This is a genomic window from Paraburkholderia sp. SECH4 (genome assembly GCF_030511745.1).
Taxonomy (GTDB): domain Bacteria; phylum Pseudomonadota; class Gammaproteobacteria; order Burkholderiales; family Burkholderiaceae; genus Paraburkholderia; species Paraburkholderia madseniana.
The window spans coordinates 1-14,736 of record NZ_JALOCP010000023.1; the positions used below are offsets into that span (position 1 = coordinate 1).

The 14,736-nt window shown below is 60.5% G+C and carries 13 protein-coding genes; 4 read left to right on the plus strand and 9 right to left on the minus strand.

From position 1 onward, the window contains the following. Positions 1–29: 29 nt before the first annotated feature. Positions 30–632, plus strand: coding sequence for a transcriptional regulator (locus M0D67_RS26465; RefSeq protein WP_266240354.1), 603 nt, complete (start codon positions 30–32; stop codon positions 630–632). A 23-nt stretch (positions 633–655) separates the two neighbouring features. Here the strand turns inward: M0D67_RS26465 and M0D67_RS26470 are convergent, their stop codons facing one another. The 4 genes from M0D67_RS26470 to M0D67_RS26485 all read right to left on the minus strand — a co-directional run bounded on the left by M0D67_RS26470 (position 656) and on the right by M0D67_RS26485 (position 4,665). Next, the gene (locus M0D67_RS26470; protein ID WP_171929335.1) at positions 656–1,909 is read right to left on the minus strand and encodes a patatin-like phospholipase family protein; all 1,254 of its coding nucleotides are present in this window, start codon (positions 1,907–1,909) and stop codon (positions 656–658) included. Positions 1,910–1,919: 10 nt separating this feature from the next. Further along, complete coding sequence (locus M0D67_RS26475; protein WP_266240355.1) at positions 1,920–2,702, minus strand: 3-hydroxybutyrate dehydrogenase; 783 nt, start codon at positions 2,700–2,702, stop codon at positions 1,920–1,922. A gap of 32 nt (positions 2,703–2,734) precedes the next feature. Continuing rightward, on the minus strand, positions 2,735–3,514 hold the full coding sequence (locus tag M0D67_RS26480; protein WP_171929337.1) for an acetoacetate decarboxylase: 780 nt from the start codon (positions 3,512–3,514) through the stop codon (positions 2,735–2,737). A 242-nt stretch (positions 3,515–3,756) separates the two neighbouring features. Continuing rightward, entirely contained in the window at positions 3,757–4,665 is a 909-nt protein-coding gene (locus M0D67_RS26485) for an AraC family transcriptional regulator (RefSeq protein WP_171929350.1), read from the minus strand. A gap of 299 nt (positions 4,666–4,964) precedes the next feature. Here M0D67_RS26485 and M0D67_RS26490 point away from each other — a divergent pair, with 299 nt between their 5' ends. From M0D67_RS26490 to M0D67_RS26500, 3 genes are all read left to right on the plus strand, one after another. Further along, positions 4,965–5,705, plus strand: coding sequence for an SDR family oxidoreductase (locus M0D67_RS26490; protein ID WP_171929338.1), 741 nt, complete (start codon positions 4,965–4,967; stop codon positions 5,703–5,705). 40 nt (positions 5,706–5,745) lie between these two features. Then, entirely contained in the window at positions 5,746–6,594 is an 849-nt protein-coding gene (locus M0D67_RS26495; protein ID WP_171929339.1) for an SDR family oxidoreductase, read from the plus strand. A gap of 109 nt (positions 6,595–6,703) precedes the next feature. Then, on the plus strand, positions 6,704–7,024 hold the full coding sequence (locus tag M0D67_RS26500) for a DNA-binding transcriptional regulator (protein WP_171929340.1): 321 nt from the start codon (positions 6,704–6,706) through the stop codon (positions 7,022–7,024). 1 nt (position 7,025) lies between these two features. On the opposite strand, the gene M0D67_RS26505 is transcribed toward M0D67_RS26500, so the two are convergent. The 5 genes from M0D67_RS26505 to M0D67_RS26525 form a co-directional block, all read right to left on the minus strand. Beyond that, positions 7,026–9,782, minus strand: coding sequence for a UPF0182 family protein (locus tag M0D67_RS26505; RefSeq protein ID WP_266240356.1), 2,757 nt, complete (start codon positions 9,780–9,782; stop codon positions 7,026–7,028). Between the two features lie 227 nt (positions 9,783–10,009). Then, a complete protein-coding gene (locus M0D67_RS26510) occupies positions 10,010–11,044 on the minus strand; it encodes a porin (RefSeq protein ID WP_266240357.1) in 1,035 nt (344 codons plus the stop codon). Between the two features lie 75 nt (positions 11,045–11,119). Beyond that, entirely contained in the window at positions 11,120–13,624 is a 2,505-nt protein-coding gene (locus M0D67_RS26515; RefSeq protein WP_171929343.1) for a glucose/quinate/shikimate family membrane-bound PQQ-dependent dehydrogenase, read from the minus strand. 150 nt (positions 13,625–13,774) lie between these two features. After that, positions 13,775–14,164: a potassium channel family protein gene (locus tag M0D67_RS26520; protein ID WP_154567449.1), complete on the minus strand. Its 390-nt coding sequence runs from the start codon at positions 14,162–14,164 to the stop codon at positions 13,775–13,777. Between the two features lie 84 nt (positions 14,165–14,248). Beyond that, complete coding sequence (locus M0D67_RS26525; RefSeq protein ID WP_266240358.1) at positions 14,249–14,674, minus strand: organic hydroperoxide resistance protein; 426 nt, start codon at positions 14,672–14,674, stop codon at positions 14,249–14,251. Between the last annotated feature and the right edge of the window lie 62 nt (positions 14,675–14,736).

The following is a 14,736-nucleotide window of genomic DNA, read 5'->3' on the forward strand; positions in this document are numbered from 1 at the left end:
TTCGTATCTCTGATTGACGCCGCCGTTTAGTGTCGGCTTCTCACAGCCGTTCACACTTCGGATTCACGCTGACCGAACTCTTACAGGAAGCGTCGTCTTCGGTTCCTCAGCTATCCACGCTGACGGAGCATCAGGAGACACAACTCGTATCGAACAGCAAGTTATTGCTTGTGGCTGTCTGTGCGTTTAACCATTGGTCAGTCACGGACATCGTGGCGGCCTACCAGATGAGCAAGGCGGAATGCTTAAAGCGACTGTTGGTACTCGATCGTATGGGCGTAATCGCGCTGCTCCCAGGGGACCGGATTCGACTCCGCATCGCGCGAGATTTTGACTGGTTGCCAAACGGGCCAATTCGCCAATTCTTCCGACGGGAAGGTCTACGCGATTTCTTGGCCGGGCGCTTCGACCAACCGAATGAAACGCTGGAGTTCACTCACGGCATGCTGACAGAAGCTGCGTTCTCGCAGCTCCAGCTTGAGCTAAGGCGGCTGCGTAGCAGGTTCGCCGCCTTGCATAAGGAATCTGCGGCCGCTCCTTTGAACCAGCGACGCGGGACCGGCTTGTTATTGGCGAGTCAGGAATGGGAGCCGACGGTGTTTCAACAATTCCGGCGACCGCCTACGGCCTAGGATCAATGGGGCCCAGCGCCGGTTCATGCAGCGACTTTTCGTTCCGCTCCCAGGGGCAGTTCGGGCATGTCGCGATCGGACTGCGGCACGGAGCCGGGCCGGCGATGCACGTCATGCGTCACGAAGCCCTGTTCGCGGCTCGGCACATCGAACCACTCCCGATGGGCAAACGAATCGCGAATGTCGTCGAGACCGCTTTCCCAATGCTCGTGCATCGTGTCGACGCTGAACTCGTAGTCCTTGTAATGCCCCTCATATGGCTTGTTCTTATAGATAAGATGCACCACATTGATTGCGCTGCCGTCGGCCGCTTCTTCAGCGAGACGGAATAGTGGATCGGCCCTGCGCAGATCGGATGGAACATGCGCGAGCAGTTCCTTGATGAAACGGGCATGCTTCTGACGATCCGCCAGCATGCTGGTAATCGCCCGCGTACGGCTGGAGTACTGAATGTCTTTGGCGCGCTCGGACACGTCGAGAAAATCTCCGGGCGCATTGCCTCTCGCGCTCCACAGATCGACCTGAAAAACCAGCGTATCTTTGTGGTCCGAATCGCGAAGCACCTCGGTCAGCGGTGTGTTGGAAACCAGGCCGCCGTCCCAGTAGTACTCGCCGTCGATCTCCACCGCCGGAAAACCTGGCGGCAACGCCCCTGACGCCATGAAATGCTCCGGCTCCAGACGCATTTTCGTGTTGTCGAAGTACACCAGGTTGCCGGTCTGCACGTTCACCGCGCCCACTGAAACGCGGATGTCACCATCGTTGATGCGGTCGAAATCGGCGAACTTCAACAGCGTTTCCCTCAGGGCGGCCGTGTCGTAGTAGCTGACCGCGTTGGGGCTTTGCTTGCCGAAACCTGCCATGGGCAACGGGCTGCGCGGCGAGAAAAAACCCGGCTGACCCTCTGTCAACGCGCGGCTGGCTGCCCACAAACTTGCCCACTTGCGCGACAGGTCGTGCGCGCCGAACCCAGGCAGCATCCATTCACCCAGACCACCGACCCAGTCGAGCGGATGGCAGATCGAACTCCAGAAACCTCGTAACGCTTCCACGCGGTTTTCCGGTGCATTGCCGGCAATGACGGCCGTGTTAAGAGCACCGATCGAGACGCCGGCGATCCAGTTCGGTTGCACACCGGCCTCGGCCAGGCCTTCGTAGACGCCGGCCTGGTAAGACCCGAGCGCGCCGCCGCCCTGAAGCACCAAGGCGATCTCGTCGTAGCGCGGCAGCACAAACACATCCGGCTGCCCGTTGATTTTTCTTGTGCTGCTGCGCATGCGCGACCCCTTATTGCATTGACCAGCCGTGGCTAACGATCACCGACTGCCCGGTGAGCGCAGACGATTCGAAGCCTGCAAGGAACGCAACCGTATTGGCGACGTCCTCAACCGTGGTGAATTCACCGTCGACGGTTTCCTTGAGCATCACGTTCTTTACCACTTCGGCTTCGGAGATACCGAGCGCCTTGGCCTGCTCGGGAATCTGCTTGTCGACGAGCGGGGTACGCACAAAGCCCGGACACACTACGTTCGCCCGCACGCCGCGCGGCCCACCTTCCTTCGCAACCACTCGGGCCAGTCCCAGCAAGCCATGCTTGGCTGTCACATAGGCGGCCTTCAGCTTCGACGCCTCGTGTGAATGTACCGAACCCATGTAGACGATCGAGCCGCCCTTGCCGCCCGCGTACATGTGCTTGATGGCAGCCTTGGTGGTGAGGAAGGCACCGTCCAGATGGATCGCCAGCATTTTCTTCCAGTCGGAAAACGCGTACTCCTCGATTGGAGCGACGATCTGGATACCCGCGTTCGACACGAGCACATCGATGCTGCCGAGCTCCGGCACCGCGCGTTCGATGCCGCTATTGACCGCTTCTTCATTCGTCACATCCATTGCAACCGCCAGCGCCTTACCGCCCGCCGCGACGATGCTGCTGGCCACCTTCTGCGCGTTCTCGAGATTCAAGTCGGCAATCACCACTGCGGCGCCGAGGCTAGCGAGTTTGCGTGCGCACTGCTCACCAATACCGCTTGCTGCGCCCGTCACAAGCGCGACTTTATTGTTCAACGACATGTTGTGTTCCTTCCTTATCGGTTCACAGACCGTTATTGATTGACTGCGAGCTTCACGCTCTCGGTTGTGGCGAGATAATCGAGCGCAACCTCGCCGATATCCAGTGTGAGATTGGCGATCACATGCCGCGCGCCGACCACCCGCTTCACCGGCAGATCGGCGACGGGCGCCAATGCGTGCGGATGCAGTTCGAGCGCGGCGGGACCCGACCACGCGCCCAGCACGCTCACGTCGCGCAGATAGAAACGCACGAGCTCGCACACGCGCGCCGAACCGTCAACGTGCGGGATCACCTTCAGCAGGTAATTCGGTGTGTCCGCAAGCTTCTTGCGCTCGGCCTCGATGTCGAGTGGCACATGCTTGAAGCCCATCGTGCCGGTTGCGATACGTTGTGTGCCGTAGTCGAGTGTGCCGAGCAGCGTGTCGTTGCCATCGACGCTCAAGGTCGGCCTGGCCAGCTTCTTCGGAAAGCCCCAGATCTCGCGGCCGCCGGCGATCGGACCTTCGTCATCCAGGTACATCGAATGCGTGTAGTTGCCGAGGCGCCCTTGCTGGTCTCGCACCGAGATGACTTGACCGCTTTCGGTGTAGTCACCGAAGCCCGACGAATCCGGCATGCGAATGAATTCGTAATGCACGAGGTCGTTTTCCGGATGCAACGGCTCCGGCACGATGGCGCGCAACGCATCGAAATCAGTCTCATACGAGATGATGAAGTATTCCCGATTGATGAAGCGATACGGCGGCCGGGGGTAGGCTGGATTGTGAACGGGCATCGCAAAGGCGTCTTTGCGGATCGAAGCGAGGTTCATGAGACTCCTTTATGACTGGCGCATGCAGCACCGGTGCAATGGTAGAGGCAAACCTCGCGCGATAAGAGCCACCATTTGTCAATAGACCGTTAACCACACCGCAACATTGCCGCTGGAACTTTGGCCACGCCATGCAACTCAGTGCATGTTCAAATACGCCAGAAGGGAGCGAAACACACCGGCCCCAAATAGAGGTCGCGCGAGCCCGATCCGTAGCACCAGGCGCCCACATCATTTTGATGTCAGTGAGAAGCAGCGAAATCGTCAATCATTGCAGCCGGAGATAGCGCGAACGATGCCCGCATATCTCGAGCCTCATCGACTGGCGAGCGTCCGAAAAACCGCTTGAACTCGCGACTGAATTGCGAGGGACTTTCGTAACCGACGCGCGCCGAGGCTGAAGCTGCCGTCAAACCGTCGCGAATCATCAGCAGCCGCGCCTGATGCAAACGCGTTGACTTGATGTATTGGATCGGCGAGGTGAGCGTGACTGTTCTGAAGTTGACATGAAACGCGGGAACGCTCATCCCCGCCTCTTCCGCGAGACGACTGACATCCAACGGTTGCGCATAGTCGGTGTGAATTCGCCGCAATGCTTTCGCGACCCTGCCGAAGCGGCCCTGATGCGCGAGCGCAGCCCTCATCGCTGCGCCTCGTTCCCCGATCAATACCCGGTAGCAGATTTCCCGCACGATTGCAGGCCCGAGTACCTCGGCGTCCAGAGGTGACGTCAGGGCTTGCAGCAGGCGCAGGGCCGCTTCGGCGAGGTCTCCCTCGAGCGGCGTCGATACGATCCCTAGCGGCGTGCCTTCCTGGTGGCTTCCGCTGCGATCGATCGCCAGTATCAGATCAGTCAACTCGATCAGATCGAGGCGCAACGACACGGCCAGCATCGGCTCGGACTCGCTCGCTTCGGTTTCAGTCGAGAACGGCAGGGGCACAGACAGGATCAGATAGTGCTGGGCGTCGTAGACATACACCTCCTCGCCCAGAAACCCCAGCTTGCGCCCCTGACACACGATCACGATGCTTGGCTCGTACAGCACCGGCGTGCGCCCTAACGGCCGGTTCGAGCGCATGAACCGCACGCCCTCAAGCGCGGACTGGGTGTACCCCTCATTCGGCGCCAGACGCTCAAGCAGGCTCACCATCTTTGCGGAAACCGGGTTGTCGGCAACTGTCACGAAGACTCCTCTTTCGCCAGATCGGGTGAATAAATTCTACCGGATACGATCGGCGGCCCGAACCCACTTCAATAGGAATAGGCAATACCGCGATTGTCACGTGTATTCGCGTGCAGGTGCCCGCCTCATAAGATGGGTTATCGGTTGCACGGTGCAGCCGAAGCGCTCGGGAGACCGCGCCGCGATTGCCTTGCCGCCTCGTGCGCAGACTTCGTAGCCTCTCCCTCAGACAAACCTGCACAGATTATCTGCACGGAGAACGCAACATGACAACGCAATCTAACCAACCCAAAGTCATCCTCATCACCGGGGCAAGCAGCGGTATCGGTGAAGCAACAGTTCGGCTGCTCGCCGCCCAAGGGCACCAGCTCGTGATCGGCGCGCGGCGCACAGAACGACTCGCGGCGCTGGCCGAGGAAATCCAGGCAAGCGGCGGTTCGGTTCGTTACAAAGCACTCGACGTCACGTCCGCCGACGACGTCAACGCATTCGCCCAGTCCGCACTGGACGCCTTCGGCCGCATCGACGTGATCGTCAACAACGCCGGTGTGATGCCTTTGTCGCCCTTGAGCGCGACAAAGGTGGACGAATGGAATCGCATGATCGACGTGAATATCCGCGGCGTGCTGCACGGCATCGCCGCGGTCCTGCCGACCATGGAGCGCCAGGGGTTTGGCCAGGTCATCAATATCTCCTCGATCGGCGGCCTCTCTGTCTCGCCGACGGCCGCCGTGTATTGCGCCACCAAGTTCGCCGTGCGCGCCATCTCGGACGGTCTGCGGCAGGAAACCGACAAGATTCGCGTGACCGTGATCTGCCCGGGCGTCGTGGAGTCGGAGTTGGCCGATTCGATCTCCGACGACACCGCGCGTGCAGCGATGCGTGACTTCCGCCGCATTGCACTTACGTCGGACGCTATTGCGCGCTCGATCGCCTACGCAATCGCGCAGCCGGCGGATGTCGATGTCAGCGAAATCGTTGTGCGTCCGACGGCGAGCCCTTTCTAACGATTCTCTTTTGCACTACCTATTTATCAAGGAAATTATCATGAACAAGTCTGCGAAAATCTGGTTTGTCACTGGCGCATCGAAAGGCGTCGGCCAACGACTCGTACGGCAACTCCTCGCGCGTGGCGATTACGTCGCCGCGACCTCGCGAACCGTGGCGTCGCTGACGGAAGCGATCGGCCCCGCTGCGGAGCGGTTTCTTCCTCTCCAAGTGGATCTTACCAACGACCAGAGCGTGCAGTCGGCCATCGCGCAAACGGTCAAGACATTCGGCAAGATCGATGTGATCGTCAATAACGCCGGCTACGCACAACAGGGAACCGTCGAAGCCCTCTCGGACGAGGAGCTTCGGCAAAATTTCGAAGTCAACCTGTTCGCGCCGCTATTGGTATTGCGTCATGCGCTCCCGCATCTGCGCGAGCAGCGCGGCGGGCATGTTATCAACATCGCCTCGATCGTCGGCTATCAGGGCGGCTACGCGGGCTGGGGCAGCTATGTGGCGAGCAAGTTCGCGCTCGCGGGCCTGACCGAGTCGCTCGCGGCCGAGGTGGCCGAGTTCGGCATCAAGGCGACGGTGGTTTACCCCGGGCCGGTGCGCACGGAGTTTTTGTCGAGCGGCGCGCTGGCGGTGGCCAAACGACAGATCGACGAATACACCGAAGCGAAGGCATCGCTCGATCTGCACCTGGGCACGCTGCACGGTCATCAGGCCGGCGATCCGGACAAGTTGGCCATGTTGATCATGCAGGCTGTTGATGTCGCTGAACCGCCATTGCACCTGTTCGCCGGCAAGATCGCCAACGAACTGGCGGCGCAAAAAGCCGCGGCGGTCCAACGCGATCTTGATGCGTGGAAAGGCTCATCCGAAGCGACGGACTTTGTTGATTAACTTCAAAACCAGGCAACGTCCAGTGATGGGCGCTGCCTTGCGGGAGAATTCCAATGTTGGAGGAAATATGATCGAATGTTGGAGTCGAAGAATCTAGTGGGGATTTGCAATGGCTAAGGCACACATCAGAAGCGATGCGTCGGAAGCAATTCATAGCGCAGCGTCCGGTCTGCATCGGGCAAAGGTCATCGACAAAAAGACGATGCGTGAGTATGACGATCTGTGCATCGAAAAGGCACCGGAATTCAATGCGAAAGAAATCGCCCGCATCCGTAAAGGCGTGAACGTCAGTCAAGGTGTGTTTGCCTTGTACCTCAACACAACTGCGTCAACCATTCGTCAATGGGAACAGGGCGACAAGAAGCCCAGCGGAATCGCAGCTCGTATGCTCCAGCTCGTACAGAAGAACGGTCTCGAGATTTTCGGTTGAATCACTTCTTCCCCTCCGACCGTCCCCCACCCAGCGCCTCAAGCAGCGGCCGCAGCGCATCCAGTTCCACGCCAAACCCACTCCAGTCCCCCGCCTTCAATCGCTCGATCGCACGGTCATAGTGTGCAAGCGCCTCGCGAGCACGCGCATCCGCCGTGCCCTGAGGCTGCGCTCCAAGCGGACCACTTTCCTTGAAAAGCGCCGCCAACGCTTCGCCCAACGTTTCCCTCATCACCACCCGATCCCCATACGCAGCGATCACCCGCTTCAACTCAGGTAACTGCCCCGACTCTGCACGCAAGTAGAGCGGTGAGATGTAAAGGATCGAATTCTCAATCGGCACGACGAGAAGATGGCCGCGAATGACACGCGAGCCCATCTGGTTCCACAGCGAAATCTGTTGCGAAATCTCGGTGTTCTGCTGGATGCGCGCCTCGATCTGGAACGGCCCATAGACGAGCTTATCCTTCGGAAACGAGTAGACGACAAGCTTGCCGTAGCTAGGCGGATCGCAACGCGCGGCGAGCCACGCGATCATATTGTCGCGCTGGCTGGGCACCATCGGCAGCATCAGGACGAACTCCTCGCGCGGTTCCTCGGGCAGCCGCATGATCATGTAGTAAGGCGTCATCGGCGTGCCGGGACTATTCGCGCCATCAATGCCGATCAATTCCCGTGGGAACTGCCAGAGATCCTCGCGATTGTAGAAGACCTCTGGCGCATCCATGTGGTAGGCCCGATAAAGTTGCGACTGGATCAGGAACAGTTCTTCCGGGTAGCGGATATGTTTCTGTAGATCTTGCGGCATCGCCGCGAGAGACTTGAACAGACCCAGGAAAATGCGCTGATAAGTCCGTATGATCGGATCGTTAGGATCGCTGACATAGAAATCGACCGTACCGTTATATGCGTCGATCACCACCTTGACTGCGTTGCGGATGTAGTTGGCGCCATCGTCGAAGCCCGGCTGTGCGTAGGGAAACCAACTGCTCGTCGTGTACGCGTCCTGCATCCAGAAAAGACGCCCGTTACTTGTGACGAGGTAGGGATCATGATCGAGCCTGAGGAACGGGGCGATCGTGCGCACCCGATCCTGAATGTTACGGTGCAGCAGAATGCGGCTACCGTTCGTGATGTAGTCGGTTAGCAGGATGTTCGGATCGTTGAACTGCCAGGCGAACAGGCTGCGGCGCGTGGTGCTGCCGATGCCAATACCATCGCTCCCGCTGTAAGCGGTGTAGACGTTGTCCTTACCCTTGGGGTAGTCGAACTCGGGGACACTGCCTTTTACGATGACGTAACCTTCACCCCCTTCACCGAAATACAGACGCGGCTCGCGAATGGCAGGCCCGCCGTGCGCGACAGGCGGAATATCCTGCAGATAGAAGGACGGCAAACCTTCCGTCGATTTTTCGGTGACGGGCGACATCACGACACCGTTGCCATGTGTGAACAGAAGGTGCAGGTTCACCCAGGTTTGAGCGTTCGCGGGGAGCATCGAAGACTCCAGCTCGCGGGCCGACAGCATCACCTGCCGATATCCGGCGTCGAGCCGGTAGCGATCGATGTCGACGGAGAAAAATTTGTAGTACGTCCTGATCTCCTGCAACTGCGCGTAGGTATCCATCAGCGGCTGCACATCCCATAGGCGGATGTTGTCGATGGTCGCGCGATTAGCCTCGAGCGAGGCGAGATTCAATTCCTGCTCGGCCGGAAACGGCTTTACCGCGATCTGTGTGAGGCCGTAGGCCATTCGCGTTAACGCGATATTGTGTTTGATATAGGGCATCTCCAGTTGCAGTTCGCTCGGCTTGACATAGAGGCGCTGGAACAGCGCCGGGTAGATCAAGGCGAACACGAACGAGGTACCGAACACCAGTAACACCGAGGCGGCAGGAATCCGATAGTCCTGCCGGCGCATATTGACCCACGACGCGACGGCTGCAACAGCAGCAAAGCCGACGAGCACCCACAAGACCGGGAGCTCGACGTGGATGTCGGTATAGCCGGCGCCGACCACGACGCCGTTATCGCCGTAGAGCAGCAAGAAGCGGTCGAGTGTGTAAGACCACGCCTTCAGGAGAAAGAACGCACCGAGCAGCGCTGAACCATGAGCGGTGGCAGCGGCTGAGAGTACGCGCGGCGCCCGCTCGAACGTGACGTCGCCGCGAACCCCATAAACCGCGGCCGCAACGAGCGCACTGCAGAAGATCAACTGCAGCAGCCAGTTCTTGAACGCAAGATAGGTGGGCAGCGAGAACAGATAGAAGCTGATGTCCTGGCCAAAAACAGGATCGCGGTCGCCATAGGGCACCTGATGCAGGAAGCGCAGCACCAGATCCCAGTTGGAGATTTCGCCGCCAGCGATGATCAGCGCCAGGACAATAGCGCTGCCGGCAATGCTGGCGCGCCAGGGAATGCGCGGTGCGAGCTGGTCTGCCAGTTCACTGATGAACTCCGGCGTACCTGACAGACGAGCCGTTTCGACTTGCCAGCTACCGGGACGCCGCGCGTAACGATGCGCAAGAAACCCCGATGCAGCTATTACGCTCGCCGACGCTACGAACACGGCGGCAAAGAGGAGCGCCTTGGCGGAGACCGTCGTCCAGAAAACGTCGACGTAACCGACTGAAGCAAACCACAGCCAGTCGACCACGACGCCAGTGAGGCGCCCGGCGACGATCAGGACGCCCACGACAACCGCAACCATAATTGCGATGCGTCTGACGTTCACGCCGGAGCTCGGTTGCCAATGCATCGCCCCTCCTTTGCCGGGACGCCACGTGTGGCTGACTGCGATCAGGTCTGCTTAAACCGCTACTCTGCTGCGAACCTGGTTGACCGGTTTATCAATGCGCCCGTCGAAGCCGGCGCGCAGCCAATGAATGATTAGGGTCACGTAACTGATTGTAGTCCGGTGAGGCAGCGGGCGTATGCTCGCCCGATCCACGCAGGGATGAACGGACAAGCTCCTACAGCGCATCGTTAGAAACGCTCGATCATGCCGAACTGCACGCCTCGCACGGAGGCCCCTGGCCACGACGGCGTGAGGCCCGTCACATTAACCCCGCGCAACGTGAACTCACCCTGCCCGCGATTGCGCAACCAGCCGGCGCTCGCATAAAGCAAAGCGCGCTTAGAGAGGTCGTACTCGCATGCCGCGCTGAACTGATCGGCGTTGTTGTCGCCACCCGAGCGGTCACGCAGATAGGTGTAGCCGAGTGAGGCGCGAAAAAACGAATTCACGACATAGCGCGCGGAGACGGATACACCGTCGTTGTGATATCGCGGCGTACCGCCATCGCCGTTGAAGAACGACAGAAAACCCGTGATGGCACCAAAAACGTACGAGACGCCGCCCAGGTTGGCGCGCAGCGCGCCGTTACCGTGCGTCTGTTGATGCGCGTACGAGATGCGGAACGGTCCCTCGCGCCATGCGAAGGTTTCGATGTGGGCGGCGAGCCCGTTGCCGTCGTTGCTGCTGTCGCCGTCGCGCAGCGATGCCATGATGGTCGTGGAGAATCCGTGGAATTCCGGCGAGAGATAGGTGATCGCATTGCTCTCGTAGGGTGTGATCTTGGAGAGGTTGTCGAGACCGGAAGCGATCGTGCCTGCGTCGAAAGCATCAAGCCCGCCCTTGAACGGAATATAGATAGGCGAGTACTGACGGCCGACACGCACGGTGCCGTAAAGCGTATCCAATCCGATCCAGGCCTGCCGGTTGAAGACCGTGTTCGCGACGGCAAAGGTGCCGTCGGCGGAACTGAAACCGTTCTCCAGAGTGAACAGGATCTTGACGCCATTGCCGACGTCCTCGGCGCCGCGCAGGCCGACGCGTGATCCACGATAAGCACCGGAATCCATGCGAGCAACGTAGCCCGCGCCCGGATTGGTGATTTCAATGCTCGTGTCGAGTGCGCCGTAGAGCGTGACGGCACTTTGCGCATGCGCAAACGTGGCGTGCACCGCGATCGAGGCCAGCACGACGCAGGCTCGCGGCGCAAAGCGTGAATGGTTCATTCGACAATATAGAGAGCGGCGCATTCAATGCGCCGCGTAAGGGACAAGAAAAACCGCATGCGCGGCGCGTGCCGCTTATTGCGGCGGTAACGCGTAGGCAATCACATAGTCGCCGAGTTTTGTGCCGAACGAGCCATGGCCGCCCGCCGCGATCACGACGTACTGACGGCCGTTGATCGAATAGCTCATCGGCGTGGCCTGACCGCCTGCGGGCAGGCGAGCCTCCCAGACCTGCTCGCCGTTGTTCACGTTGAACGCGCGGATGTAGTTGTCCGCCGTCGCGCCGATGAACGCGACACCGCCCGCAGTGACGCTCGGACCGCCCAGCATCGGCATGCCCATCTTGAACGGCAGAGGAATCGGCGAACTGTCGCGCACGGTGCCGATGCGCTTCTTCCACACAATCTCATTGGTCTTGAGATCGATCGCAGAGATGTAGCCCCATGCCGGTTGCTTGCACGGCAGACCCAGCGGCGAGAGGAACGGATTGATCGTCACGCCGTACGGTACGCCGTACTGCGGCTGGATGCCTGACTCCGTGCCGCTGCCCTTGGCACCCGGCTCCGGTTCCAGCGGGTTGCCCGGGCCACGCGGAATCAGGCGCGAGACGAACGGCAAGCCGATCGGGTTCGCGACGGCAATCTGGCGGTCGGTGTCGACGGCGAGACCACCCCACTCAAACACGCCCAGGTTGCCCGGGAACACGAGCGTGCCCTGTAGCGACGGCGGCGTGAACGTGCCCTCGTACCGCAGCTGGTGGAACATCACACGGCATATAAGCTGGTCGAACATCGTCGCGCCCCACATGTCGGCGTCGGTCAGGTTCTTCGACGGACGATACGTGAGCTGTGAGAACGGCTGTGTCGGCGCAACGTGGTCGCCGGGCGCCGCGCCCTGCGGCACGGGCGTTTCGGGCGCCGGCACGACTAGCGCACCGGTGCGGCGGTCGAGCACGAACAGGTTGCCGGTCTTGGCCGGCGCGTACACGACCGGCACGGTCTTACCATCCTTGCCGGTGATGTCGGCGATCGTGGGCTGCGACGGCTGGTCCATGTCCCACAGATCATGGTGCACGCTCTGGTAGAACCAGGCGAGCTTGCCGGTCGAGGCGTTGAGTGCGAGCAGCCCGGTAGCGTATTGCTCCAGCTCCGGCGTGCGGTCGCCACCCCAGATATCCGGCGTCTTCACGCCCATCGGCAGATAGACAATGTCGAGCTTCGCGTCGTAGGCGGCGGGTGCCCACGAGTTGGGCGAATTCCACGTGTAATGTTCGCCCGGGCCCGGAATGTGATTCGGGTCCTTCGCGCCCGGATCGAAGGCCCAGAGCAATTCGCCCGTGCGCACGTCAAAGCCGCGGATGACGCCCGACGGCTCGCGGTTCGAGAAGTTGTCCTCCACCGCGCCCGCCACGACGATCACCTTGCTGGTGATGATCGACGGCGACGTGGGTTCATACATGCCCGGCGTTGTGACAGGCTGGGCGTGTTGAAGGTCGAGGTCGCCGTCGTTGCCGAAGCCCGCGCAACGTTGGCCCGTCAGCGCGTCGAGGGCGTAGAGGTGGCCGTCGTTGACCGGCAGATAGATGCGGCGCGTACAGGCGGCCGTAGCGGGGCCTGAGGCGTCTGCGACTGCGACGCCCGAGGCAGCCGTGGCAGCAGCGCCCGAGGCGTCTGTAGCTGCGGCGGCATCGCTGGCCGACGCTGCAGCGGGTGCGGCTACATCGCTCGCCGGCGCCGCCGCGGGTGCGGCCGCCGTGGCACTGGCCGACAGATCGACATACGACACACCGCGGCAAGTCACGTGCTGGAACGACGGATCGTTCTTCAGTCGCGGATCGAACTTCCACTTGAGCGTGCCCGTCTTCGCGTCGAGCGCGAACAGGATCTGATGCGGCGAGCATAGGTAAAGCAGGTCGCCGATCTTGATCGGCGTGACTTCGTTGGTAATCTCAACAGGATCGTTGGGCCCCTTCACGTCACCCGTGCGGAAGGTCCAGGCCACCTGGAGATTCTTCGCATTGTCAGGCGTGATCTGCTGCAATGGCGAGTAGCGCGTGCCTTCCTGGGTGCGACCATAGGCGGGCCAGTCGGAGGCGTCGATCCCGGTGCTGGCGACGCTCGCGGGCGCGGAAGCGTTCAGTGTGCCGTTGACCTGTTGCGGATCGTTGAAGTTGGCGTACACGAGTATGCCCGCCCATGCCACGAGTGCGATGACGAGCGACGCGACACCCAGCTTGCGCTCGCCCTCCAGCCGCCAGCTCACAAGCAGCAGCAACCATACGCCGAAGATAACGAGTACACCGGAGCGCGGCGCGAGTGCCCAGAAGTCCGGACCCGACTCGTAGAGTGCCCAGATCGCCGTGCCGATCAGCACGAGTGCATAAAGCACGAGCGCGGCTGGACTGCGTCGCCAAAGCAGCCAGGCCACGCCCAACAGCACGATGCCTGTGATGACGTAGTACGCTGAGCCGCCGACCGCCAGCAGCCATACGCCACCGATCAACAGATAGAGCGCGGTCAGCACCGTAAAGAGCAAGGTGATGACGCCGATCACGCCCCGCGAATTCGATTGACTGGTCATGGATCTCTACCCTCTTGAGTGGATACCGCCTGCCAGTGGTACCGACATCGAATTCACATGTCGGCGCACGGAAAAAAGCATATCAGAACGCTAACTACACATATTAGGAGACGTAGCGACCATCTGGAATGACATATTCGTTGTTGCCGGCTACTGCGCTTCGCGTCGCCCGGTCAGATGCGCAGCCACCTGGATGGCATAAACAGCGGAAGCAGTTATCACACCCGTTATCAACACGCCGAGCAGTCCAAGCAAAACCGCGACGATCAGACCAGGTGTGGTGGTCGGCACCACGTCGCCGTAGCCGATAGTCAGCGCCGTGACCGCGCAGAAATAGAAAGTGTGGCCTAGCGATGCGTGCGTGCGTGTGGCTACATCGACGGCCCCCCCAACGAAATACATGGCGACCGACAAAATGAGGAAAAGTATCAGCAACATCGCCAGAATGGCGCGCAGATGCCAGAGAACCCTGGCAAACTCGGCAATTGCCCGTTGCGGCTGGATTCTGGTGCGAGCAGCGTCTTCGGCGGCATTGTCCATGTCATGAACCTCAGAGATACGCGCCGCTGTGCGCGACACGGCATCCGCTGCTTGCACTCGAAATAGCGCGTGACGACGCGCGGCTTAGACCAGCGTCAGCTTGACGTCGATGTTGCTGCGTGTGGCGTTCGAATAAGGACAGACAATGTGCGCCTTGGCGATCAGCGCTTCCGCCTCTGCGCGGTCCATGCCCGGCAGCGAGATTTTCAGTTCGACTTCAATACCGAAGCCATTGGGGATCTGTCCGATGCCGACATTGCCATCAATGGCGACGTCCTTTGGCAGCGCAATCTTGTCGCGCGCGCTAACGAACTTCATTGCCCCGATGAAGCATGCGCTATAGCCCGCCGCGAAGAGTTGCTCGGGGTTCGTTCCGTCGCCGCCTCCGCCGCCGAGCTCCTTCGGCGTGGTCAGCTTGAGATCGAGGTTGCTTTCGGGAATCGTCGCGCGTCCGTCGCGACCGCCGGTGACGTGCGCATGAGCACGATATAAGACTTTTTCAATCGACATTCAAGACTCCTTTGTGTGCCAGGATGATCGACGCCTTACGCCGCCCTTTCTGTTCACGTTCT

Excerpts from the sequence above, each read along its gene's own strand:
- M0D67_RS26515 (WP_171929343.1), bottom strand. The coding sequence starts at position 13,624 with ATGACCAGTCAATCGAATTCGCGGGGCGTGATCGGCGTCATCACCTTG.
- M0D67_RS26475 (WP_266240355.1), bottom strand. The coding sequence starts at position 2,702 with ATGTCGTTGAACAATAAAGTCGCGCTTGTGACGGGCGCAGCAAGCGGT.
- M0D67_RS26525 (WP_266240358.1), bottom strand. The coding sequence starts at position 14,674 with ATGTCGATTGAAAAAGTCTTATATCGTGCTCATGCGCACGTCACCGGC.
- M0D67_RS26510 (WP_266240357.1), bottom strand. The coding sequence starts at position 11,044 with ATGAACCATTCACGCTTTGCGCCGCGAGCCTGCGTCGTGCTGGCCTCG.
- M0D67_RS26470 (WP_171929335.1), bottom strand. The coding sequence starts at position 1,909 with ATGCGCAGCAGCACAAGAAAAATCAACGGGCAGCCGGATGTGTTTGTG.
- M0D67_RS26495 (WP_171929339.1), top strand. The coding sequence starts at position 5,746 with ATGAACAAGTCTGCGAAAATCTGGTTTGTCACTGGCGCATCGAAAGGC.
- M0D67_RS26520 (WP_154567449.1), bottom strand. The coding sequence starts at position 14,164 with ATGGACAATGCCGCCGAAGACGCTGCTCGCACCAGAATCCAGCCGCAA.
- M0D67_RS26500 (WP_171929340.1), top strand. The coding sequence starts at position 6,704 with ATGGCTAAGGCACACATCAGAAGCGATGCGTCGGAAGCAATTCATAGC.
- M0D67_RS26485 (WP_171929350.1), bottom strand. The coding sequence starts at position 4,665 with ATGGTGAGCCTGCTTGAGCGTCTGGCGCCGAATGAGGGGTACACCCAG.
- M0D67_RS26505 (WP_266240356.1), bottom strand. The coding sequence starts at position 9,782 with ATGCATTGGCAACCGAGCTCCGGCGTGAACGTCAGACGCATCGCAATT.
- M0D67_RS26490 (WP_171929338.1), top strand. The coding sequence starts at position 4,965 with ATGACAACGCAATCTAACCAACCCAAAGTCATCCTCATCACCGGGGCA.
- M0D67_RS26480 (WP_171929337.1), bottom strand. The coding sequence starts at position 3,514 with ATGAACCTCGCTTCGATCCGCAAAGACGCCTTTGCGATGCCCGTTCAC.